This window comes from Nocardiopsis sp. iso_25, from assembly GCF_056173305.1.
This window is the reverse complement of record NZ_CM149667.1, coordinates 405099-425158: the sequence shown is the minus strand read 5'-3', so window position 1 is coordinate 425158 and position 20060 is coordinate 405099. Positions and strand designations below refer to the sequence as shown.

General features: G+C 74.1%; 19 protein-coding genes. 13 read left to right on the top strand and 6 right to left on the bottom strand.

Annotation, left to right across the window (positions count from 1 at the left end; all coding sequences use genetic code 11):
* Positions 1 to 102 precede the first annotated feature (102 nt).
* Positions 103 to 708 (bottom strand): TetR/AcrR family transcriptional regulator, encoded by a 606-nt coding sequence (locus tag AC0VX6_RS01930; RefSeq protein ID WP_274975951.1) that lies wholly within the window; start codon positions 706 to 708, stop codon positions 103 to 105.
* 446 nt (positions 709 to 1154) lie between these two features.
* Between AC0VX6_RS01930 and AC0VX6_RS01925 the strand changes: the two genes are divergently transcribed.
* The gene (locus AC0VX6_RS01925) at positions 1155 to 2258 is read left to right on the top strand and encodes a WD40/YVTN/BNR-like repeat-containing protein (protein WP_475467275.1); all 1104 of its coding nucleotides are present in this window, start codon (positions 1155 to 1157) and stop codon (positions 2256 to 2258) included.
* Position 2259: 1 nt separating this feature from the next.
* Positions 2260 to 2544, top strand: coding sequence for a MoaD/ThiS family protein (locus tag AC0VX6_RS01920; protein WP_475467274.1), 285 nt, complete (start codon positions 2260 to 2262; stop codon positions 2542 to 2544).
* A 153-nt stretch (positions 2545 to 2697) separates the two neighbouring features.
* Here the strand turns inward: AC0VX6_RS01920 and AC0VX6_RS01915 are convergent, their stop codons facing one another.
* Positions 2698 to 4062 carry a DUF418 domain-containing protein gene (locus AC0VX6_RS01915; RefSeq protein WP_475467273.1) on the bottom strand — a complete coding sequence of 455 codons (1365 nt, stop codon included), beginning with the start codon at positions 4060 to 4062 and terminating at the stop codon, positions 2698 to 2700.
* A 151-nt stretch (positions 4063 to 4213) separates the two neighbouring features.
* On the opposite strand from AC0VX6_RS01915, the gene AC0VX6_RS01910 reads away from it, so the two are divergent.
* The 3 genes from AC0VX6_RS01910 (at position 4214) to AC0VX6_RS01900 (ending at position 6506) form a co-directional block, all read left to right on the top strand.
* On the top strand, positions 4214 to 5470 hold the full coding sequence (locus AC0VX6_RS01910) for a sensor histidine kinase (protein WP_274975948.1): 1257 nt from the start codon (positions 4214 to 4216) through the stop codon (positions 5468 to 5470).
* Positions 5471 to 5573: 103 nt separating this feature from the next.
* Positions 5574 to 6236 carry a response regulator gene (locus tag AC0VX6_RS01905; protein WP_302475396.1) on the top strand — a complete coding sequence of 221 codons (663 nt, stop codon included), beginning with the start codon at positions 5574 to 5576 and terminating at the stop codon, positions 6234 to 6236.
* Between the two features lie 132 nt (positions 6237 to 6368).
* Positions 6369 to 6506 (top strand): type II toxin-antitoxin system TacA family antitoxin, encoded by a 138-nt coding sequence (locus AC0VX6_RS01900; protein WP_274975947.1) that lies wholly within the window; start codon positions 6369 to 6371, stop codon positions 6504 to 6506.
* Between the two features lie 74 nt (positions 6507 to 6580).
* Here the strand turns inward: AC0VX6_RS01900 and AC0VX6_RS01895 are convergent, their stop codons facing one another.
* On the bottom strand, positions 6581 to 8068 hold the full coding sequence (locus AC0VX6_RS01895; RefSeq protein WP_475469240.1) for an SDR family NAD(P)-dependent oxidoreductase: 1488 nt from the start codon (positions 8066 to 8068) through the stop codon (positions 6581 to 6583).
* A gap of 282 nt (positions 8069 to 8350) precedes the next feature.
* Here AC0VX6_RS01895 and idi point away from each other — a divergent pair, with 282 nt between their 5' ends.
* The 5 genes from idi to AC0VX6_RS01870 all read left to right on the top strand — a co-directional run bounded on the left by idi (position 8351) and on the right by AC0VX6_RS01870 (position 11452).
* Complete coding sequence (idi, locus tag AC0VX6_RS01890) at positions 8351 to 8923, top strand: isopentenyl-diphosphate Delta-isomerase (RefSeq protein ID WP_274975946.1); 573 nt, start codon at positions 8351 to 8353, stop codon at positions 8921 to 8923.
* A gap of 193 nt (positions 8924 to 9116) precedes the next feature.
* Positions 9117 to 9869: an HAD family hydrolase gene (locus AC0VX6_RS01885; RefSeq protein ID WP_274975945.1), complete on the top strand. Its 753-nt coding sequence runs from the start codon at positions 9117 to 9119 to the stop codon at positions 9867 to 9869.
* A 117-nt stretch (positions 9870 to 9986) separates the two neighbouring features.
* The gene (locus AC0VX6_RS01880; RefSeq protein WP_274975944.1) at positions 9987 to 10568 is read left to right on the top strand and encodes a DUF3800 domain-containing protein; all 582 of its coding nucleotides are present in this window, start codon (positions 9987 to 9989) and stop codon (positions 10566 to 10568) included.
* A 319-nt stretch (positions 10569 to 10887) separates the two neighbouring features.
* On the top strand, positions 10888 to 11337 hold the full coding sequence (locus AC0VX6_RS01875) for a helix-turn-helix domain-containing protein (RefSeq protein WP_274975943.1): 450 nt from the start codon (positions 10888 to 10890) through the stop codon (positions 11335 to 11337).
* 1 nt (position 11338) lies between these two features.
* Positions 11339 to 11452 carry a VapC50 family PIN domain-containing toxin gene (locus tag AC0VX6_RS01870; protein ID WP_475467272.1) on the top strand — a complete coding sequence of 38 codons (114 nt, stop codon included), beginning with the start codon at positions 11339 to 11341 and terminating at the stop codon, positions 11450 to 11452.
* A gap of 506 nt (positions 11453 to 11958) precedes the next feature.
* On the opposite strand, the gene AC0VX6_RS01865 is transcribed toward AC0VX6_RS01870, so the two are convergent.
* Together AC0VX6_RS01865 and AC0VX6_RS01860 are read right to left on the bottom strand one after the other, a co-directional pair.
* On the bottom strand, positions 11959 to 12429 hold the full coding sequence (locus tag AC0VX6_RS01865; RefSeq protein ID WP_274975942.1) for an NUDIX hydrolase: 471 nt from the start codon (positions 12427 to 12429) through the stop codon (positions 11959 to 11961).
* Between the two features lie 78 nt (positions 12430 to 12507).
* Positions 12508 to 13095 (bottom strand): GNAT family N-acetyltransferase, encoded by a 588-nt coding sequence (locus AC0VX6_RS01860; RefSeq protein ID WP_274975941.1) that lies wholly within the window; start codon positions 13093 to 13095, stop codon positions 12508 to 12510.
* Positions 13096 to 13388: 293 nt separating this feature from the next.
* Here AC0VX6_RS01860 and AC0VX6_RS01855 point away from each other — a divergent pair, with 293 nt between their 5' ends.
* The 3 genes from AC0VX6_RS01855 (at position 13389) to AC0VX6_RS01845 (ending at position 16607) form a co-directional block, all read left to right on the top strand.
* Complete coding sequence (locus tag AC0VX6_RS01855; RefSeq protein ID WP_274975940.1) at positions 13389 to 14741, top strand: ROK family transcriptional regulator; 1353 nt, start codon at positions 13389 to 13391, stop codon at positions 14739 to 14741.
* A gap of 286 nt (positions 14742 to 15027) precedes the next feature.
* Positions 15028 to 15555: a PadR family transcriptional regulator gene (locus AC0VX6_RS01850; RefSeq protein WP_274975939.1), complete on the top strand. Its 528-nt coding sequence runs from the start codon at positions 15028 to 15030 to the stop codon at positions 15553 to 15555.
* The gene (locus tag AC0VX6_RS01845; RefSeq protein WP_475467271.1) at positions 15552 to 16607 is read left to right on the top strand and encodes a serine hydrolase domain-containing protein; all 1056 of its coding nucleotides are present in this window, start codon (positions 15552 to 15554) and stop codon (positions 16605 to 16607) included. Before AC0VX6_RS01850 ends, AC0VX6_RS01845 begins: the two co-directional genes overlap by 4 nt.
* Positions 16608 to 16748: 141 nt before the next feature.
* On the opposite strand, the gene AC0VX6_RS01840 is transcribed toward AC0VX6_RS01845, so the two are convergent.
* The gene (locus AC0VX6_RS01840; RefSeq protein WP_475467270.1) at positions 16749 to 19883 is read right to left on the bottom strand and encodes a glycoside hydrolase family 3 C-terminal domain-containing protein; all 3135 of its coding nucleotides are present in this window, start codon (positions 19881 to 19883) and stop codon (positions 16749 to 16751) included.
* Between the last annotated feature and the right edge of the window lie 177 nt (positions 19884 to 20060).

The window sequence follows — 20060 nt, the reverse complement described above, 5'->3', positions numbered from 1 at the left end:
TACGTGCCGGGGCGCCGCAGGCACGCCGGCCTCGCGACACGGCCCGGGGCGGCCGGTACCGGTATCGGTGCGCCCCGGGTCGGTGTGGGGTGGGGGCCCGGGTCAGGGGGCCGCCGGTCTGCCGATGGTGCGGAGGAGGACGTGCGCCTCGTCGAGGCGGTCGGGGAAGGCCTCCGGGTTCTCCGCCAGCCGCATGGCGGTCAGCTCGCAGGCCATGGCGGTGTGGGCGGCGAGCACGGCGACCTCCTCGGTCGCGCCCGCCTCCGCCAGGGCGCCGGCGAACCGGTGGGCGCGCTGCTGGCGGGTGAGCAGATAGCGCGAGCGCAGTTCACCGCTCTCCCGGAGCAGGCGCGCCAGGACGGCGGAGTGGGCCGGGGAGAGCGCGGTGTGCGGTCTGACGGCGGCGTCGGCCTCCCTGAGCAGTTCGACGGCGGCGCCGAGGTCCTCGCCCAACGGCCGGGTAGCCTTCTCCAGCACGTAGGCGCACATGCGGTCGGCCTCGGCGCCGTCGTCGGCGAACAGCACCTGTTGTTTGTCGCCGAAGTACCTGAAGAAGGTGGTCCGGCCGACTTCCGCGCGTTCGGCGATCGCGGCGACCGTGACGTTGTCGAATCCGTGCTCCGCGAAGAGCTGGAAGGCTGCTGACACGATCATGGCCCGGGCCTTGCGCCGTTTGCGGGCGTGGAGCGTGTCGGGGGGGTGGTGCATGAGGCGACCCTATCGAGTGGGAACCCGGTTCTCTTTGGTACGCGGGACCATTGGGACGGTAGTCCTGAAACGCACCGCGAGATCGGGGAGCGGGAAGTCGTCTGTCCTGTTGTAGCGGGAACGCATCCGGTGGGCACAGGCCGAAACCCACGCGAGCGCACTGGTTGGCCCGGAATTTTATTGCAGAGCGGGGTTCCTCTGACAACCGCCTTCCGGGCCGTGCGGAACATCTACCCGGAAAGCGGTTCCCCTCTCACCGGATTTCGCCTTCCGCGCGGCCGGAGCGGGAGCCATTCCGGATCGGTCCCCATTGAACATCTTCCGGGAAAACGTTCGGTTTCCTTACTGTTTCCCGGCCTGGGAACACGGACCGCCGCAGCGTGCGACCGCCGACTGTCAGTGACCTGTGCCACAGTGGAGACCTCGATCCCATTCTGGAGCTGGTCATGGCATATCTCCTGGTCATCGGCACACGCAAGGGGCTCTTCACCGCCCGCAGCGAGGATCGGCGGGCATGGGAGGTGAGCGGCCCGCACCGGCTCGACTCCGCGGACTACGCCAGCATGAGCGCGGTGTACGCGGTCGGCGTCAACCCGCACAGCGGCCGCGTCCTCGCCGGAGCGGAGAGCTCGCACTTCGGACCGAGCGTCTGGTACAGCGACGACGGGGGCGCCACCTGGCACGAGCCCGGGGCGGCGCCCATCGCCTTCCCCGAGGACACCGACGCCTCCCTCGTCCGGGCCTGGCAGTTCGCCTTCGGCGACGACGCCGACACCGTGTACGCGGGGGTGGAGCCGCACGCCCTGTTCCGGTCATCCGACGGCGGGCTGCGCTTCGAGCTCGTCCGCGCCCTGTGGAACCACCCCCACCGCGCCGACTGGTTCCCCGGGGCGGGCGGCGGCGCGGTCCACACGATCCTGCCCGGCGTCCTCGGCGCGGGCGAGCGCGTGCCCGGAGCCGTGACGGTGGCCATGTCCACCGGTGGTGTCTACCAGACCCGCGACGACGGTGCCAGCTGGGCTCCGGCCAACCGGGGGATCTCGGCGGTGTTCCTGCCCGACGAGGAGCCCGAGTACGGCCAGTGCGTGCACAAGGTGGCCGCCGGGCCGGGCGGCGTGCTCTACGCGCAGAACCACCACGGGGTGTACCGCAGCTCGGACCCCGCGGGCAAGGGGTGGACGGCCGTGGAGACCGGCCTGCCCACCGACTTCGGGTTCGCGGTGGTCGCCCACCCGCACCGGCCGGAGACCGCGTTCAACTTCCCGGTGGTGAGCCAGGAGGTGCACCTGCCGCCCGACCACCGGCTGGGCGTGTACCGGACCGACGACGGGGGCGGCAGCTGGCGGCCGTTCACGGAGGGCCTGCCCCGGGAGCCCTACTTCGGGATCGTGCTGCGCGACGGCGCCTGCACCGACGGGGCGGACGTGCCCGGGTTCTACTTCGGCACCCGGTCGGGCGACGTCTACGCCGCCACCGACGACGGCGACGGCTGGCACCCGGTGGTCCGGCACCTGCCCGACGTCCTGTGCGTACGCGCCGTGGAGGTGTGAGATGCGGGTGACGGTACACCTGCCGGGGCTGCTGAGGGCCGACACCGACGGCGCGGCCCACGTCCCGGTGGAGGTCGGGGACGGGACCGCGCTGGGCGGGGTGCTGGACGCGCTCGCCGCCCGGTATCCGGGGCTGGACCGGCGTATCCGCGACGAGCAGGGGCGGCTGCGCCGCTACGTCAACGTGTTCGTGGACGAGGACGAGTGCCGCGGGGTCGGCGGGCTGGCGGCGCCGGTCCGCGACGGAGCGGACGTGCGCGTGCTGCCCTCGGTCGCCGGGGGCTGAGGCCGTCCGCGCAGGCCGGGCGATCCGGGCGGCAGGGGAGGCAGGGGTGCCCGACCGGCCGGGCGGGCGCGGTTCCCGGCCGCGGGGCTGAGGGGCCCGCGCGGCAAGACACCCCGGTCCCGGTGCACGGGGCGCCGCGGGGCCCTGGCCGCCTCACGGGGTTGTCCGGGTGGGGCCCGGTTCCGCGGCGGTCGGCGGGTGGGCTCCACCGCCGTCGGAAGCGGCCGGGGGGCCGGAGCGCTCGGCGCGCAGCGGCGCCGGGCGCAGGTAGGTCAGGCTCCGCCACACCCACTCCAGCGGGCCGAGCCGGAACCGGCGCGCCCACAGGTGGGCGAGGACGGCGGTCGCGACGAAGTAGGCGGCGGCCAGAGCGTACTGGGCCAGGGTGGGGATCGTCCCCTCGAACGGGCCCATGACCGCCAGGAACACCGCTGTGCTGCCCAGGTACACCGTGAGGGTCATCCGCCCGAGCGGGGCCAGGGCGCCCAGCACGCGCGACGCCCTGCGGCCTCTGAGCACCAGCCACCACACCAGTCCCAGATAGAGCAGGGCTCCGCCCAGGTTCAGGAGCGTGTGCCCCAGGAGGACGACCACGGTCTCGCCCACCGACCGCACCGGCGCGCCGTCGGCGCCGAACTCGGTCGGGAACAGCACGCTGCCGACGAGCATGAGGACCACGCTGAGGCCCTGGACCACCACGCCGAACACGAGCATGCGCAGCGGCAGGCGGGAGATCCCCTCACCGTCGGCCCCGGGCGCGGCGGTGAGCTCCGGGCGGCGGGCCAGCCACACGCCCACGCAGAAGTACCCGAGGGTCTGCGGGACGAGCACCGCCGAGGCCCCCCAGGTGTAGCCGTCGAAGACGGGGGAGAGCAGGAGGTCCGACACCGGCACGGCGGCGAACAGCACGGCGGCCGCGACCAGCGGTCGGCGGCGGGACCCGCCGAGCAGCAGCGGCACCAGCGGGGTCAGCAGCAGCGCCGCGACCGAGTACTGGGTGAGGATGTCCCCGTCGAAGACCGCCAGGTGCGGAAGCCCGAACAGCAGCCCCAGGACGGCGTAGCGGCGCAGCATCACCGCCGCCGGACGCCCGCCGCGCCGGGCGGCGGACCGCCACGCAAGGACCACGCCCGCGCCCAGCAGCACCATGAGCATCGTCCTGGCCCTGCCCGACATGAGCAGGTTGAGGCCGCCGTCCACGAGGTCGGTCAGCAGGCTCGGGGCCCGTTGGCCCGACATCTCGACGGGATAGACCACCGAGGACGCGTTCATCATGACCACGCCGATCATCGCGATCGCCCGGGCGACGTCCAGGAAGACCACGCGCCGCGCGGGCGGCGGAAGGCCGGGGACACCGCCGTCGGACGCGGCCCCGGCCCCGCGCCGCGTCTCGGCCTCCGCCGTGTGGAGCGTTCCGCCCTCGTACCGTTCCCCGGCCGTGTGGCGCGCTCCGGCCCCACGCTGCGGCCCGGCCCCGTGCCGCCGCGGCTCTGTCGTGTTGTCCCCCGCCTCGCTCATGCGGTGCCCTCTCCCCTTCCGAAGGTGAACGGCTACCAGCCTCGCCTCCGGGCCCGTGCGCGCGCATCGACCGAACGGTCGACCCCCGGCCCCGCCCGCCTCGTACCTTCGACCGAGGTCCGCCGCGTCCGCGCCGCCTACGCTGGTCGCCATGGCCAGGAACAGGATGTCCGCGATACTCAGCGGCCAGAGATTCGGCTTCGCGCCGCACCAGCTCGTGTCGTGGGCCGTGGCGTGCGTGCTCGCGGCGATATGGGTGCTGGACCTGGTGCGCGTTCACGGCGACTTCTCCGTGCCGTACTGGATGGGCCCCCCGCACTCGGCCATGGACTACGTGCCGGTGGTCTCCGGCGGGGTGGCCTGCGTGCTCGCCTTGCTCGCCCTGCGCCCGTCGTCTGGACCGGCGCTGACCGCGGTGGCCGGCGCGGCGGCATCGGCCACGGTGGTGGCGGCCTCGGCGGTGCTGTGGCCGCTGCCCATGGGGGAGGCGTTCGGGTACGCCCTGGTGGGCTCGGAGCTCAGCCCGTTGCTGGTACTGCTCGCGCTGGCCGGGCTGCGGTGCCGCCCCTGGCAGATCTGCGCGGTGTCCCTGTGCGTCTTCGTGGTCCCCCTCTCGGACTACCTGCGAGAGCCCCTCCCCGCCTACTGGGACCTGGTCAACCAGTCGCTGACGTTCGTGGCCGTGGGACTGGCCCCGGGGCTGTACCTGCGGTGGCGGGAGGCGCAGCGGCGCTCCCACATGGAAAACGCCCGGTCCCAGGAGCGTTTGGCGCTCGCCCGCGATCTGCACGACGTCGTGGCGCACGAGGTGACCGGCATCGTCGTCCAGGCCCAGGCGCTGCGCCACATCGCCGACCGCGACCCCGGCGCGGTGCGCAACGCGCTGCCCGAGATCGAGGCCGCGGGGGCGCGTGCCCTGGAGTCCATGCGCGGGATGGTCTCGCGGCTGCGGGACCCGGGTGACGTGCCGCTGGCCCCGGACGCCGCCGCGGGTCTGGCCCGGCTGGCGACACCGGCGGCCGGAAGCCGCCCGGAGGTGGCGGTGCGGTGCGAAGGCCCCGTGGACGCCCTGCCGCCGACCGCCGGAACGGCGGTGCTGCGGATCGCCCAGGAGTCGGTCACCAACGCGCTGCGGCACGCCCGGGGCGCCACCCGGGTGGCGGTGTCGGTGGAGGCCGGAGCGGAGGAGGTCGCGGTGCGGGTGGTCGACGACGGCCAGGGGGCCGCGGGCCCGTCCGGGGGCGGATTCGGCCTGGTCGGCATGGCGGAGCGGGTGCGCCTGCTCGGCGGCGTGTTCTCCGCGGGCCCCCGGGACCGGGACCGGGGCTGGGAGGTGGCGGCGCGGCTGCCGCTGGACCGGGTGGGCGGCGGCCCGGAGCAGCGTTCGACGGTCGGGGAGCAGGGGTGACGGTGACCGTGGGTTCTGAGGCCGAGAAGGAGCGGGAGTGGTGACGGTGGCCGGAGAGAGGGAGGGAGCAGGGGTGACGGCGGGGACCGAAGGGGAGCGGGCGGTGCCCGGTGACGGCGAGGCGCCGATCCGGGTGCTGCTGGCGGACGACCAGGCCATGGTGCGGACCGGGTTCCGGTACATGCTGGCGGCCGAGGACGGCGTCGAGGTGGTGGGCGAGGCCGGTGACGGCCTGGAGGCGGTCCGGATGGCGCGCGAGCTGCGCCCGGACGTGGTGCTCATGGACATCCGGATGCCGGGGGTGGACGGTCTGGAGGCCACCCGGCGGCTGGCCGGTCCGGGGGTGGCCGACCCGCTCCGGGTGGTCGTGGTGACCACGTTCGACCTGGACGAGTACGTGCACGCGGCGATCACCGGAGGGGCGGTCGGGTTCCTGCTCAAGGACGCCGGACCGGCCCTGCTGGTGGAGGCGGTGCGGGCCGCCGCCAGGGGCGACGCCCTGGTCTCCCCGAGGGTCACCGTTCGGCTGCTGCGGCACTTCGCGTCGGCGCCCCGGTCCGCGCCGGGGGACGGCGGGCTGACCGTGCGGGAGCTGGACATCGTGCGCGCGGTGGCGCGGGGGCTGACCAACACCGAGGTGGCCGGGGAGCTGTTCGTCACCGTGAGCACGGTCAAGACGCACCTGGCGAGCGTGCAGGCCAAGCTGGGGGCGCGCAACCGCGTGGAGGTGGCGGCCTGGGCCTACCGCAACGGGCACGCGGAGTAGGCGGGGCCCGGTTCCCGCCGCCCCTACCGGCACACCCCGAGTCCTGGAGGCTCAGGGAGTGCACCGCTGTTCGACGGGAACAGGCCCATGCGTACACACGTTGTGCGTACGACCTGGGGTACGACTACCGCCATGAAGGCAGAGAGAATCCACCTGAGAGTCGATGACCAGCAGAAGGCGCTGCTGGAGGCGGCGAGCAGCGCCTCGGGAGACACGGTCTGGCCCGGTTCGAGCAGAGCCCGAGCGATCCGACGCACCTCGTGCTGCTGATGGAGGACCTCCGCCGGGCACTCGCCTGGACCACGGGGCGGCCCGGCTTCCGGACTGCCGTTCCCGCGCGCTCCCTACCAGTTGGCGGGGGCGTAGTCCTTCAGGAAGCACCCGTGCAGGTCCTCGCCCAGCTCGCCCCGCACGATGGGGTCGTACACGCGCGCGGCCCCGTCCTCCAGGTCGAGGGGCGCGTGGAACCCGGCCTCGGCCAGCCGCTCCTTCTCCGGGTGCGGGCGCTCGTCCGTGATCCACCCGGTGTCCACGCTGGTCATCAGGATGCCGTCGGACTCCAGCATCTCCTGGGCGCTGGTGCGGGTGAGCATGTTGAGCGCGGCCTTGGCCATGTTGGTGTGGGGGTGCCCCGGCCCCTTGTAGCCGCGGCCGAACACCCCCTCCATCGCCGACACGTTCACGATGTAGGTGCGGCGCGCTGAGGACGCGGCCAGGGCCGGGCGCAACCGGTCCACCAGCAGGAACGGCGCGCTCACGTTGCACAGCTGCACCTCCAGCATCTCGACGGGGTCGACCTCGCCGATCCGCCGCGTCCAGCTGTTCACCGGGGCCAGGTCGGGCACCAGCCCTCCGGCGTCGATCGCCGTTCCGGTGCGCACCCGCTCCATCGACGCGGAGCCCGTGGTCAGCGCCAGGGACGTGAGCATGGCCGGGGTGAGCGCGTGGGTCGCCGGGGCGTCCCGCTCCGGGCCGGTGGGACCCTCCAGGGCGCGCGGGCGCACGCCGCCCAGCACCAGCGGCTCGGGCAGGCCCTCGCCCGTGAGCGGTTCGGCCTCGGCCTCGGCCAGCGGCCCGTAGGAGCCGGGCGATCGGCGCACCGTCTGGGCCGCGTTGTTGATGAGGACGTCCAGCGGCCCCTGTTCGGCCACCGAGTCGGCCAGCCGCAGCACCTGGGCGGGGTCGCGCAGGTCGATGCCCACCACCCGCAGCCGGTGCAGCCACTCGCCGCTGTCGGGCATCGCGGCGAACCGGCGCACCGCGTCGTTGGGGAACCGCGTGGTGACGGTGGTGTGCGCGCCGTCCCTCAGCAGTCGCAGGGCGATGTACATGCCGATCTTGGCCCGGCCGCCGGTGAGCAGGGCCCGGCGCCCGGTCAGGTCGGTGCGGGCGGCCCGCCGCTCCCTGTTGAACGCGGCGCACGCGGGGCACAGCTGGTGGTAGAAGGAGTCGACCTCCCGGTACCTCTCCTTGCAGATGTAGCAGGGCCGGGGCCTGCTCAGCACGCCCGCGAGGGCGCCGCCGCTGCCGCTGGTGAGGGCGCGGCCGTTGGTCTCGTCGTCGATCCGGTCCGGCGCGGCGGTGGCGGTGGCCGCGAACACGGCGCTGTCGTGGGCCCGGCGGGCGGCCTGGCGCTCCCTGCGGCGCTGCTCCTTGACGTTCTTGAACAGGCGGGCGGTCGCGCGCTGGAGGGCGACCGAGTCCGGGTGGTCGCTGGGCAGCTCGCCGACGCGGGCGATCACGTCCAGGCACGCGGCCAGCCGGTCGGGGTCGATCCGCTCCGCCGGGTGCTCCGTCTCCTCCGGCAGCGTCCGGGTACCCGTGTCCGTCATCGTCTCTGTCACCGCTCCACCGCCGCGCCGCGGTCGTCGCGGCCGGCCTCCCGTTCCCTGTGTCCGGTGGCTCCCGACTCGGGGCCATCAGGAACTGTATGCGCACCCCGGGACCGCGCGGAGCACGGTCCGGTGGAGCCGGTGCGCATCGGGTGGGAGTGACGGGTGAGTATGGGAGGGGAGAACGTCGCCGCGTGGGAAGTACGGACCGTACGGGTGTGACGTAGGAACGAGGGACGGCCGGGCGGAGCGCGGCGGTCCCGGAACCGGGGGGTAGGAGCCGTGACCCAGGACAAGGCCGCCGCGAGCGCGGAGGGCGGGGCCGAGCGCGAACTCGTGGTCCTGCTCGACGAGGAGCACCGGCGCGTGGGAGTCGCCGACAAGGCCACCGTGCACACCCGGGAGACACCGCTGCACCTGGCGTTCTCCTGTTACGTCCTGGACGCGGACGGGCGGGTGCTGATCACCCGCCGGGCCCTGGGCAAGACCACCTGGCCGGGGGTGTGGACGAACAGCTGCTGCGGCCACCCCGGCCCGGACGAGGACCTCGACGCGGCCGTGCGCCGCCGGGTCGGCCAGGAGCTGGGGATGCGCGTCAGCGGGGTGCGGCCCGCGCTGCCCGACTTCCGGTACCGGGCGGTGTCGGCCGAGGGGATCGTGGAGAACGAGTTCTGCCCTGTCTTCTGGGCGCGCGCGGAGGAGGGTCCGGACCCCGACCCGTCGGAGGTGGCCGAGTACGCGTGGGCGGAGTGGGCGGACCTGGTGGCGGTCGCCGAACGGACACCGTGGTTGCTGAGCCCGTGGGCGGTGGAGCAGATCCCCCGTCTGCGGATCCCCCACCAAAACGCGCTCTGAGCCGTGCGGCGGCCCCGGGAACGAAGGCGGGTCCGGGGTGCCGTGCGGCGGAGGCGGGAGGGGGCGCGCCGGGTACCGGTCGCGGGGACGGTGGGCGCGAGGGCGGCGACCGGGCGGCCGGGAGGCGCGAAGGGCCCCGCGCCCGGGTAGGAACGGGGTGGCCGTCCCCTACCCCCTCCCTGGAGCCGCTCCCATGTCCGAACGCCCCGCCGGGCGACCGCTCCGCCCGGCCGCCCTCGTCCTCGACGTCCTCGACACCCTCTTCCCCCTCGCGCCCCTGGAGTGGCGGTTCCGGGAGGCCGGAATCCCCCGGGTGCTCATGACCCGCTGGTCGGACCACCTGCTGCGCGACTCGTTCGCCCTGGCCCTGGTGGGCGGCGACGGCGCCGACCGCTCCTTCGAGGACGTGGTCCGGGGCGCGCTGCGCGACATCACCGGCCACCAGATCGCCCCCTCCGCCGAGGACGTCATCGTCGAGGGCATGGCCGGACTCGACCCCCGCCCCGAGGCGGCCGCCGCGCTGCGCGCCGCGCGCGGGGCCGGGGTGCCCGTCGCGGTCCTGGGCGACCACGACGACGCGCTGGCCCGGGGGCTGCTGGAGCGCGCCGGTCTGCTCGACCTGGTGGAGGGCGTGCTGGCCGCCCGCCCCGCCGGGGAGTGGCGGCCCGCGCCGGGCGCCTACCGGGCCGCCGCGGGGGCCCTGGGGGTCGCCCCGGAACGGCTGGCCCTGGTCACCGCGCACGGATGGGACGTGGCGGGGGCGCGGAACGCGGGGCTGGTGACCGGCTGGTCCTCCCACCTGGAGGGGCGCTTCCCGTCGGTCTTCGCCCCTCCGGACGTCTCGGGCCGGGACCTGGCCGAGACGGTGGACGGGCTGCTCGCCCTGCCCGCCGAGCACCCCGCAGTCCAAGTGACGAAACGGCGGCTTGACAACCGTCATGAGTGATGCACGTGGCCGAACCGGGGCTCGGACCGGTCGGCCTGCGGGCAGGGTGCGGGGCCATTGAGGGCTGTGATCTGCTGTTAGGCCCCTGCCGTCCCCACCGGGTGCGATCCTGGAAGCATGCAGTCCCCCTTGATCGCCTACGCCGATGAGTCGTTCCTCGAACACGACCACCGCGGGTACTACGTCGTGGCCAACGCCATCGTCGATCCGCAGCACTCGGAGGAGGCCCGCCAGGCCATGGACGCCCTGCGCGGCGGCCGCCGCATCGGCAAGACCCACTGGACAGAGATGGACGTCCCCCAGCGCAAGCAGGCCTCCGACGCCGTTGCCGCCATCGAGGGCGTCCACATCATCGCGGTCGGCACCCCGGTTCCTCCCCGACGTCAGGAACGTGCCCGCGCCCGCTGCCTGGAGCAGTTGGTCCCCGAACTCCACGACTACGGCGTGGAGACCATGATCATGGAAGCCCGCAGCCCGGCTCTGAACAAGCGCGACATCCGCACCATCATCGGAGCCCGCTACGCCCTCCCCAAGGGCGCACAGTTCACCATCGAGCACACCAAGGGTGCTGAGGAGCCGCTGCTGTGGGTGGCCGATGTCCTGGCAGGAGCGGTCCGGGCCGGCCGTGAGGGAGACGAGACCTACCGGTCCATCCTGGGTGAACGTATCTACGAGATCGACGTCGCCACCGGTTGCTGAAAAGGGCCCAGACATGCGCCGAGCCAGGTTCCCGGTCTGCCCCAGGTCGCCTGGCTCTACTTCCGGACCTCCGCGAAGTCCGACAGAGGCAAGTTTATACGTTGACTGATACTTCCGCAACGGACGCCGCCTGGCCCCGTACCGCGCAGGTGCCCGCTCTCACCGGCGCCATTCCCGCGCGAGTCCGGCGTGTGGTCCCTGGGGTCGCCCCGGAACGGCTGGCCCTGACAGTCATCCTCCTTTCGTTTGCTTCGTTTGTTTCGGATAATGCGGTTATAGGACTGACGTTCTGGTCTTGGCTTCAAAGCGAGGAGGAAGCATGGCCGTGTTGTCTTCGCACCCGAACACCAAGCAGATCCAGGCGGCCGCAAGCGCCCTACCCCGGATTCGCCGCTACCTGGACGAGCACCACGAAACACTGACGCCCGTCCCCGTCACCGTCGAGAACAGCCAGGAAGAACTCCTACTCCCGCGATCGGCCGTCGAACTGCTGGCCAGCGTGCTCGCGCACATGGCGGCCGGACGCGGGGTCTCGATCGTTCCGGACCACGCCGAACTGACGACCCAGCAGGCCGCGGACATGCTCAACGTCTCGCGCCCGCATCTGATCGGCCTTCTCCAGGCCGGAGAGATCGCCTACCGCAAGGTCGGTACCCACCGCCGGGTTCGTGCGGACTCCCTGCTGGAGTACATCGGCAGAGACGATCAGCGCCGCCGTGAGGCCGCCGACGAACTGTCCGCGATGACCCGGGAACTGGGCCTGGACTGAGATGCCCTTCATCGCCGACTCCTGGCGCAGACCGCCGGGAACGGTTACTGACGTGCTCGCCAGCCTTCAGCGCAACGGCCTTCACAGCTCGGTGGCGGAACTGCAATCCGAGTGATAGGCGACGGCTGCCCTGCTCGACAACCGTCACCGACGGGGCTCCGAGGACCATGGCCGCACCGGGCCCCCGCGCCGGTGCGGCCTCCCGAATGGTCGGAGCGGCCTGTGAGTGGCCTGGAGAGTCAGACCAGTAACTGTGTGAGGTGGTGGGCCAGGGCCCCGGCGGCGGTGGCCAGGGCGTAGCCCGCGACCGTCCGGCAGAAGCGGCGGCGGGGCCTGCGGTGGCTCACCGGGCAGCGGGGACGGTCCGACCTGCGCGGCAGCGGCGGCGGGGGTGTGCGCTCGCGCCGGGGACGGGGAATCGGCGGGGGTTCCGGGTTCGCGCCCCGCAGCGGCGGTGTTTCCGCGAAGTTCACCTCGGCCCGTCCGGCCGGTGCGACGGTCGCCGGAGGCTCCCGGGGCGCTCCCCGCGCCCGCCGGACCGCTGACGGCCAGCCCGGTGGCGGCACCTGGCTCGGTCCGGGGCCGGGTTGCCCGTACAGGCCGGGATCCGGGGGCCGGGGCTCAGGTGAGGTAGAACGGCCCCGGGCGGTCCTCGTGGGCGTAGCCGATCCGGTCGAGGATGCGCTGGGGCATGTCCGGCAGGGCCCTGGTCGGGAACCAGCGCACGTCCAGGCTCTCGTCTCCGCTGGCGTCGGGCGCCCCGCCCACGGGGCGGCAGCGGAAGGCCAGGTCGAGGAACTGCACGCGGTCGCCGTTGGGGTAGGTGAAGGGCTCCTGGGCGACCACGCTGCTGAGCCGCTCCACCTCGACCTCCACGCCGGTCTCCTCGCGCACCTCGCGGACCACGGCCCGGGCGGGCTCCTCCTCCGGTTCCAGGATGCCGCCGGGCGTGGACCAGCGGCCGTCGTCCGCGCGCCGGTGCAGGAGGACCTCACCCTCCTCGTTGACCACCACCGCCGTCACCCCGACGAGGGGCAGGAGGCCGTGGCCGACGTGGCTGCGGAGCGCGATGAGGAAGTCAGGAACGGGCATGGGCCCGAGGGTAGCCCCGGGACGCGTTGCGCGGGTACACACCCTGCTGAGCGGCGGGCGACTCCCGCGGAACCCGCCTCAGCCCTTCTTCCGGGCGGCGCGGAGCCCGGCGTGCTCCTCGGCCAGGATCGACATCAGCACGGCGTCGTGCCACTCGCCGTCCCAGCGCAGGGACCCGCGCCAGACGCCCTCCCGGACGAACCCCGACCGGGCGTAGGACCTCTGCGCGCGGGTGTTGAACGCGAACACCTCCAGGGCGACCCGGTGCAGCCCGGCCACGGTGAAGGCGTACTCCAGCACCAGGTCCGTGGCCTCGGTGCCGTAGCCCCTCCCGGTGACGGACATGCCGTTGAGCGCGATCCGGTAGCCGACGCTGGCGTTGTCCGGGTCGAGGTCGATCAGCGCGCACTCGCCCACGGGCGCGCCGCCCTCCCTCTCGAAGACCACCCAGTCGGCGCGGTCGTGGTGGTCGGGCCGCGTCGCGGCCCAGCGCACCAGCTCCTCCCTGGTGAACTCCCGGTGGGTGCCGGTGAGGCGGCGCACCTCGGGGTCCATGCGCAGCAGCGGTTCGACGAAGTGCTCACCGGTCCCGGCGTCGAGCGGTTCGAGGCGGACCCTCTCCCCGGTGAGGACGGGCTGGTCGCGGAAGACGTCGGGAGGCACCATGCCCGGGATCCCACCAGAGGGTTCGGCCGCGCGCAAGGGCTTTTCCGGTCCGGCCCCGGCCGCGCCCCCAGTTTCACGGTTCCGGTCCGGCCTCCCGGTTCCGGTCCCGGCTCCGGACTCCCGCTCCCGGCGTCGCCCCCGGTTCCAGGATCGCCCCCCCGGTCACAGCCGTCTCCCCCGCCGCGTCCGCCCCCGCAGCCACGCCCTGCCGGGGCAGCGCCCCCGCCCACGCCGTCGGCTCCCTGTACGATCCGGGCACGGTGTGCCGTGTCGGACGGGACGAGGGGGACCAGGTGTCGGTCGGTTCGGGAACGGTGAGCTTCCAGACGGTCCGGGAGACCAACCTGGGCGTCGTGCTGCGCACGGTCCGCGAGCTGGCCCCCTGCTCGCGGGCGGCGGTGGCCGCGGCCACCGGGCTGAACAAGACCACGGTGTCCAGCCTGGTCGCCGACCTCATGGCGCGCGGGCTGGTCCGCGAGACCGGGCGCTCCTCCCGGCAGCGGGTGGGGCGCCCCGGGGTGCTGCTGGACCTGGACGACTCCTCGATCGCGGCGATCGGCCTGGAGGTCAACGTGGACTACCTCTCGGTGGTCGCCGTGGACCTGCTCCAGCGCGAACTGGTCAGCCGCCACGTCCCCTTCGACGCCCGGTCGGCCGGGGCGGAGGCGTGCGCGCGGCACATCGCGCGCACCCTCGGCGCGACGGCGGCCGACCCCGCGCTGCGCGGGCGCACCGTGGTGGGGGTGAGCGTGGCGGTCCCGGCTCTGATCGACGCCCCCTCCGGAACGGTCACGCACGCGCCCAACCTGGGCTGGCGCGACGTGCCGCTGCGCGACCGGCTGACGGAGCTGCTGCGCGAGGCCGGGGCGGGGGACGTCCCGGTGCGGGTGGACAACGACGCGAACCTGGGCGCGGTGGCCGAGTACCGGGTGGGGTCGTCCGCGGGGACGGCCGACCTCGCGTACCTGACCGGCGAGGTCGGGATCGGCGCGGGCATCCTGACGGGGGGCGGGCTGCTGCGCGGCGCCAGCGGGTTCGCGGGCGAGGTGGGCCACCTGTCGCTGTCCCCGGACGGACCCGAGTGCGCGTGCGGGCGCCGCGGCTGCCTGGAGGCGCTGGCGGGGATCGGGGCCATCCTGCGCGGGGCCGTCCCCGACCGGTTCCCTGACCACCCGTTGTCGGGCAGCGACGTCGCCGAGCTGGTGGGGACGGCCGTGGAACGCGCCGAATCGGGTGACGCCGCCGCCGTCGGCGCGCTGGAGCGGGCCGGCACGTGGCTGGGCCGGGGCCTGGCCGTGCTGATCAACGTCACCAACCCGAGCCTGGTGGTGCTGGGCGGCTACTTCGTGCCCCTGGGCCCGTGGCTGCTGCCGAACTGCCGGGCGGAGGCGGCCGCGAGCGCGTTCGCGCCGGACGCGGGCGGCTGCCGGGTGGAGCTGTCGTCGCTGGGGCTGAGCGCGGCGGCCAGGGGCGGGGCCACCGCGATGATCCACTCGCTCGACGCCGGGCTGCTGCCCCTGCCCGAGCCCGTCGCACCGGCCCGGGAGTCCGGCGAAAAATCCGCCTCGGACCCCGCCTCGGAGCCCGTCGAGCATCCGGCGGCGGACACGGCACAGCCGGACGGAAGCACCGCGGACACCGCGTAGTGCCGTGACCGGGAGGGTTCGCCGGGCCCGCCCGTCCGACGGGATCCCGTACCCGTAGCGCACCTCGACCGCCCGACCTCGCCCAGAGGCGGGTCGGAGCCCCCCGCGTCACACCGGCGACCTTTCCGGACCGCTGCCGGAGGGCCGTGCTGGGCGGCGTTCAACCTGCCCTGAGCAGGGGACTCACCATCGTTCCGGCGTTCCGGCTCCGGAGCCCGCACCGGGCCCCGCTCTACTTGCACTCTCCCATAGTGGACAACACACATATCGGCGCTATCCTCTACCCATGTCCCTGCGCCACGCCATCCTCGGGCTCCTGTCCATCAAGCCGATGAGCGGCTACGACCTGAAGAAGGTGATCGACGAGAGCGTCGGGCACTTCTGGACGGCGGACCAGTCGCAGATCTACCGGACGCTCACCGGCCTGGTGGAGGAGGGCCTGGCCTCCCGCCGCACCGTGGTGCAGGAGGAGCGCCCCAACCTGCACCTGCACAGCGTGACCGCCCCCGGGCTGGCCGAGCTGGACCGCTGGCTCGCCTCCCCCCTGCGCACCCCGCCGACCCGGGACCCCTTCCTGGCGCGGCTGTTCTTCGCGGACCGGATGCGCACGGAGGACGTCCGGGAACTGCTGGACGCCCGCAGGCGGGAGGTGGGCGGGGAGCTGGCCGCGCTGGAGGCGATCGCCGTCCCGGCGCAGGCCGCCGGGCTCGGGCAGGCGCTCCGCCTGGCCACGCTCTCCTACGGCATCACCCTGGCCAGGGCGGAGCTGGACTGGCTCGACGCCACCGGACGACTGCTGGAGGACACCCCGTGAGCGAGCGGATACCGGCCCGGCTCGACAGGATCGCGGCGCGCTACGCCGCCGAGCCGGGGGTGTCGCTGATGAGCCTGGCCGTGGAGCAGCCCTCCACCGGGTTCGCCTGGAGCCACGGCGACACCGGGCGGCCGTACTTCGTCGCCAGCATCACCAAGCTGTACACCGTCACGATGGTCATGCAGCTGCGCGACGAGGGGGCCCTGACCCTCGACACACCCGTCGCGGACCTGCTCGGCGCGGACACGATGCGCGGACTGAACACGTACGGGGGCCGCGACCACGGCCCGGCGATCACGGTGCGCGAACTGCTGACGCAGACCTCCGGGATCCCCGACTACTTCGAGCAGAAGCGCCCCGACGGCACCACGTTCCTGGGCGACATGCTCCGCGAGGACGCCGCCTGGTCCTTCGAGGACTTCCTCGACATGGCCAGGGCCATGCCGAGCCGGTTCGCCCCCTCGGCCCCGGGCAGGGCGCACTACTGCGACACCAACTACCAGCTGCTCGGGCGCGTGGTCGAGGTGGCCACGTCCGGCGGCTACGACCGGGCCCTGCGCGCCCGGGTCCTCGAACCGCTCGGGCTGCGCGACACCTGGCTGTTCACCCCGCACACGCTGGACCGCTACGACGAGGTCGCCGCGCTCCTGCACGGCCGCACCCGGCTGCGCGTGCCGAAAACGATCGCCTCGTTCCCGCCCGACGGAGCGGTGGTCTCGACCTCGGCCGACCAGCTCCGGCTCCTGCGCGCCTTCGTCGGGGGCGAGCTGTTCCCCGCGCGGTACCTGGCGGAGATGACCGCGCGCTGGAACCCGGTGTTCTCGCGCCTGGTCCCCATCGACTACGGGATCGGCGTCATGCGGTTCAGGCTCCCGCGCTGGATGACGCCGTTCACACCCGCCCCGGAGATGATCGGCCACTCCGGGGCCTTCGGGAACGTGCTCTACCACGTGCCGGAACACGGCCTCCACGTCTCCGGCACCGTCAACCAGATGCTCCCCCGCAGCCTGCCGCACAACATCCTGGTCCAGCTGGTGGCCCAGTTCCGGTGAGCCCCTCCGGGCCCCGCCGGTCCGGGAGCGTACGGCGGCCGCCACGGGGACCCGGGCGGCCGGGACGGCCCGCCCGGGTGTCCGGACGGGCCGGTCGGGTGTCCGGACGGGCCGGTCGACCCGTGTCCTGCCCGCTGCCGCTCAGTCCGCCTCCGGTTCCGGGGCACCGCCGGTCAGGACCAGGTCGGCCACCGCCGTGCCCGGCCGGTCGAAGACCAGGTACAGGTCACGGATACCCCCGGCTCCATCCGCGTCCCCGAAGGCCGCGCCGACCTCGGTGAAGTCGTAGCCGTCCTTGCCCGCCGGGACGTCGGCCACCGCGGCGGTCGGCCCGTCCTCGGGGTCGTCCAGGCGGATGCGGACCGTGCAGGCGTGCTCGGCGTTCACCGTGAGGCGGCACCCGGTGGCCCCGTCCCCGAGGTCCACGCCGTGGAAGGCCGCCCACGCGCCGCCCTCCCGGGAGCGCACCGCGTCGCCCCGCTCGGGGGTGAGCGGGCACAGGGACGTGCCCCGGGCGTCGTCGTAGCCCGCGGCCGACCACGGCGTGCGCGCGTCGCGGGGCGGGACGGCCTCCCCCGGCACGTCCAGGGCCGCGATGGCGCGGATGTCGGTCGCCGAGCGCCCGACCAGCACCTGGCGCGGCGCTTCCTCCACCACGAAGCGGTCGCGGGTGGTGTCCCACAGCGCGAGCCGGTCCACGTCGAAGGAGACCGCGGCCATCGCGCTGCGGCCCGGCTCCACGCGCACCCGGGCGAACCCGCGCAGCGCGCGCAGCGGGGTCCGCACCCGCGAGGCCAGCTGGCGGCTGTAGACCTGCACCAGCTCGTCGGCGGGCCGCGTGCCCGTGTTGGCGACCACGACGGTGACGGTGACCCGGCCGCCGTCCACGCGGACCACCGGGTCCGCGTACTCCACCGACGTGTAGCCGAGTCCGTGCCCGAAGGGGTAGAGCGGCTCGCCCTCGAAGTACAGGTAGGTGCCGCGCGCGCCGACGATGTCGTAGTCGAGCATCCCCGGCAGGTCGTCGGCGGAGCGGTACCAGGTCTGCGGAAGCCGCCCGGAGGGCTCGGCGTCGCCGAAGAGCACGTCGGCGAGCCCGTGGCCGTACTCCTGGCCGCCGTGCGCCGACCACAGGACGGCCGGGACGTGCTCGTCGGCCCAGGTGATCCCGAACGGGCAGCCGCTGCTGAGCACCAGGACCGTGGCGGGGTTGGCCGCGCGCACGGCGCGCAGCACCCGCTCCTGGGCGGCGGGCAGGTCCAGGTCGGTCCGGTCCTCGGTCTCGCGCCCGTTGACCATGGGGTGGTCGCCCAGGACGACGACCGCGACGTCGGCGGCGGAGGCCGTCCGCGCGGCCTCCTCGGCGCCCGTGCCGAGCCCGTCCACGGTGAACGGGGCGGCCCGGTCCCCGTCCTCCGCCAGGACGAGGAGGCCGTCCCGCACGGTGACGCCGCGACCGCTGTGGACGTGCGTGAGCCGCAGGAGGCCGTCCTCCTCCGCCAGGCGGAAGGTCTGGGTGACCTCCCAGGTGCCGGGGCCGGGCGCGGTACAGGCCAGGACTCCGTCGGCCCCCGCGTCGACGTACCTGCCGGTGCGCACCGAGCGCAGGGCGCAGGCGCCGCCGCCCCAGTCCAGGAGGTCGAAGTCCGCGCCCCCGACCGGGGCGCCCTCCGTCCGCGCGCCCTCCGTCCGCGCGCGCTCCGCCTCGGGCGCGCGCCTGCGCAGGTTTCCGTCAGCGCCGCGCAGCGCCCCGTGCTCGTCGGGGAGGACCGTCCGGAGCGGCCCCCCGTCGCCGGGGTCCGCGACGGTCGCGCCCCCTGCGGCCCCCAGCCGGATCCGGTCCACGCCCTCGCAGAACACCGTCTCCACCCGTTCGGCGATCCCGGCGCGCGCGGTGACGGCGTAGGGCAGCGTCCCGCTGTACCAGTCCTCCAGCACGGTGTCTCCGAGCTGGCCGACGACGGCGACCCGGCGCACGTCGCGCAGCGGGAGCAGCGCGCCCTCGTCGCGGAGCAGCACGATCGAGCGGGTGGCCGCCTCCCTGGCCAGCGCCCGGTGCTCGGGGGTGTCGAAGGCCCCGGCAGCCCCAACGCTGTCCCCGGCCCCACCTGCGGTCCCGCCCCCGGGTTCCCCCGGGGTACCAGCAGTCCCCGCAGCCCCGGTACCATCCCCGCCCTCTCCTGTGTCCCCGTACCCGCGCTTCCCCACGGCGTCACCGACCCCGGTGTCCTCCGTGCCCACGTCCCATACCTCACCGTCCGGACCGTCCCCGGCCAACAGGTCCCCGCCCACCCCGGCGAGCCCGTCAACCCCGCCCATCACGGGGTCGAACTCGCCCAGCCGTATCCGGACCGAGAGCACGTTGCGCGCGGCGCGGTCGATGTCGGCCCCGGTGAGCAGCCCCCGGCGCAGCGCCTCGCGCACGTGCCCGAGGGTGGCCCCGGCCCGGTCGTCGTCCTGGGTGAAGCTGTCCAGACCGGCCCGGATCGCGTGCGCGTAGGCCGTGGGCAGGTCGGGGTGGAAGTGCTGCGCCTCCACGAGGTTGGCGGGCGCGTAGGCGTCGCTGACCACCAGCAGGCGGTCGGGCGCGGCCGGGCGCAGCACGTCGCCGATCAGCGGGCTCAGGTGCGCGGGCCGCCCGTTGACCAGGTTGTAGGAGGGCATGACGGACACGGCCGCCCCCTCGGCCAGCGCGGGCAGGAAGGCCTGGAGCTCGTACTCGTGCAGGACCCTGGGCGGCAGGTCGCTGGAGGTCTCGCAGCGGCCCTCCTCGTTGTTGTAGGCGAGGAAGTGCTTGAGGGTGGGCGCGAGGCGCAGCGTGTCGCCGTCACCGGCCAGCCCCCGGGCGTAGGCGGCGGCCAGGAGCCCGGTCAGCCACGCGTCCTCGGAGTAGCCCTCCTCGTTGCGGCCCCAGCGGGGGTCGCGCAGCGGGTTGACCACGGGCGCCCAGACGTTGGGTGACGCGCCCGCACCCCTGCGGGCGAGCACCTCGTCGCCGACGGCCCGGCCGACGAGGCGGAGCAGGCCGGGGTCCCAGGTGCTGGCCAGGCCGACGGCCTGCGGGTAGACGGTGGCCGGTCCGAGCCAGGCCAGTCCGTGCAGCGCCTCGGTCCCGGTCCGGAAGGGGCCGACACCCAGGCGCTCCACGGGGGCCTGGTGCTGGTGGAGCAGGCCGATCCGCTCCTCCGGGGTGAGGCGGGCGAGCAGGTCGTCCACGCGCCGTTCCGCGGGCAGGGCGGGGTCCCGGTACGGCGGCAGGTGCGGCTGGAGGGTCATGGGGGGTGTTCGCCTCTCGTGCGCGAGGGTATTGTCCTTCGAAATCGAACCGCTTCGACTTCGATACCTGAAGACCTTGTGTGCCACATCACAGTGGAGTAATTTGTTTGTCTAAACGGCCAACTAATTCATAGCAAAATGGCCCTTCGTTTCCTACCCCCCTTGGGCTCCCCCGGC

Bases quoted from the DNA above. Each gene is read 5' to 3' on its own strand.
- AC0VX6_RS01930 (WP_274975951.1), bottom strand. From the start codon at position 708: ATGCACCACCCCCCCGACACGCTCCACGCCCGCAAACGGCGCAAGGCC.
- AC0VX6_RS01925 (WP_475467275.1), top strand. From the start codon at position 1,155: ATGGCATATCTCCTGGTCATCGGCACACGCAAGGGGCTCTTCACCGCC.
- AC0VX6_RS01920 (WP_475467274.1), top strand. From the start codon at position 2,260: ATGCGGGTGACGGTACACCTGCCGGGGCTGCTGAGGGCCGACACCGAC.
- AC0VX6_RS01915 (WP_475467273.1), bottom strand. From the start codon at position 4,062: ATGAGCGAGGCGGGGGACAACACGACAGAGCCGCGGCGGCACGGGGCC.
- AC0VX6_RS01910 (WP_274975948.1), top strand. From the start codon at position 4,214: ATGGCCAGGAACAGGATGTCCGCGATACTCAGCGGCCAGAGATTCGGC.
- AC0VX6_RS01900 (WP_274975947.1), top strand. From the start codon at position 6,369: ATGAAGGCAGAGAGAATCCACCTGAGAGTCGATGACCAGCAGAAGGCG.
- AC0VX6_RS01895 (WP_475469240.1), bottom strand. From the start codon at position 8,068: ATGACGGACACGGGTACCCGGACGCTGCCGGAGGAGACGGAGCACCCG.
- AC0VX6_RS01885 (WP_274975945.1), top strand. From the start codon at position 9,117: ATGTCCGAACGCCCCGCCGGGCGACCGCTCCGCCCGGCCGCCCTCGTC.
- AC0VX6_RS01880 (WP_274975944.1), top strand. From the start codon at position 9,987: ATGCAGTCCCCCTTGATCGCCTACGCCGATGAGTCGTTCCTCGAACAC.
- AC0VX6_RS01875 (WP_274975943.1), top strand. From the start codon at position 10,888: ATGGCCGTGTTGTCTTCGCACCCGAACACCAAGCAGATCCAGGCGGCC.
- AC0VX6_RS01870 (WP_475467272.1), top strand. From the start codon at position 11,339: ATGCCCTTCATCGCCGACTCCTGGCGCAGACCGCCGGGAACGGTTACT.
- AC0VX6_RS01865 (WP_274975942.1), bottom strand. From the start codon at position 12,429: ATGCCCGTTCCTGACTTCCTCATCGCGCTCCGCAGCCACGTCGGCCAC.
- AC0VX6_RS01860 (WP_274975941.1), bottom strand. From the start codon at position 13,095: ATGGTGCCTCCCGACGTCTTCCGCGACCAGCCCGTCCTCACCGGGGAG.
- AC0VX6_RS01850 (WP_274975939.1), top strand. From the start codon at position 15,028: ATGTCCCTGCGCCACGCCATCCTCGGGCTCCTGTCCATCAAGCCGATG.
- AC0VX6_RS01840 (WP_475467270.1), bottom strand. From the start codon at position 19,883: ATGACCCTCCAGCCGCACCTGCCGCCGTACCGGGACCCCGCCCTGCCC.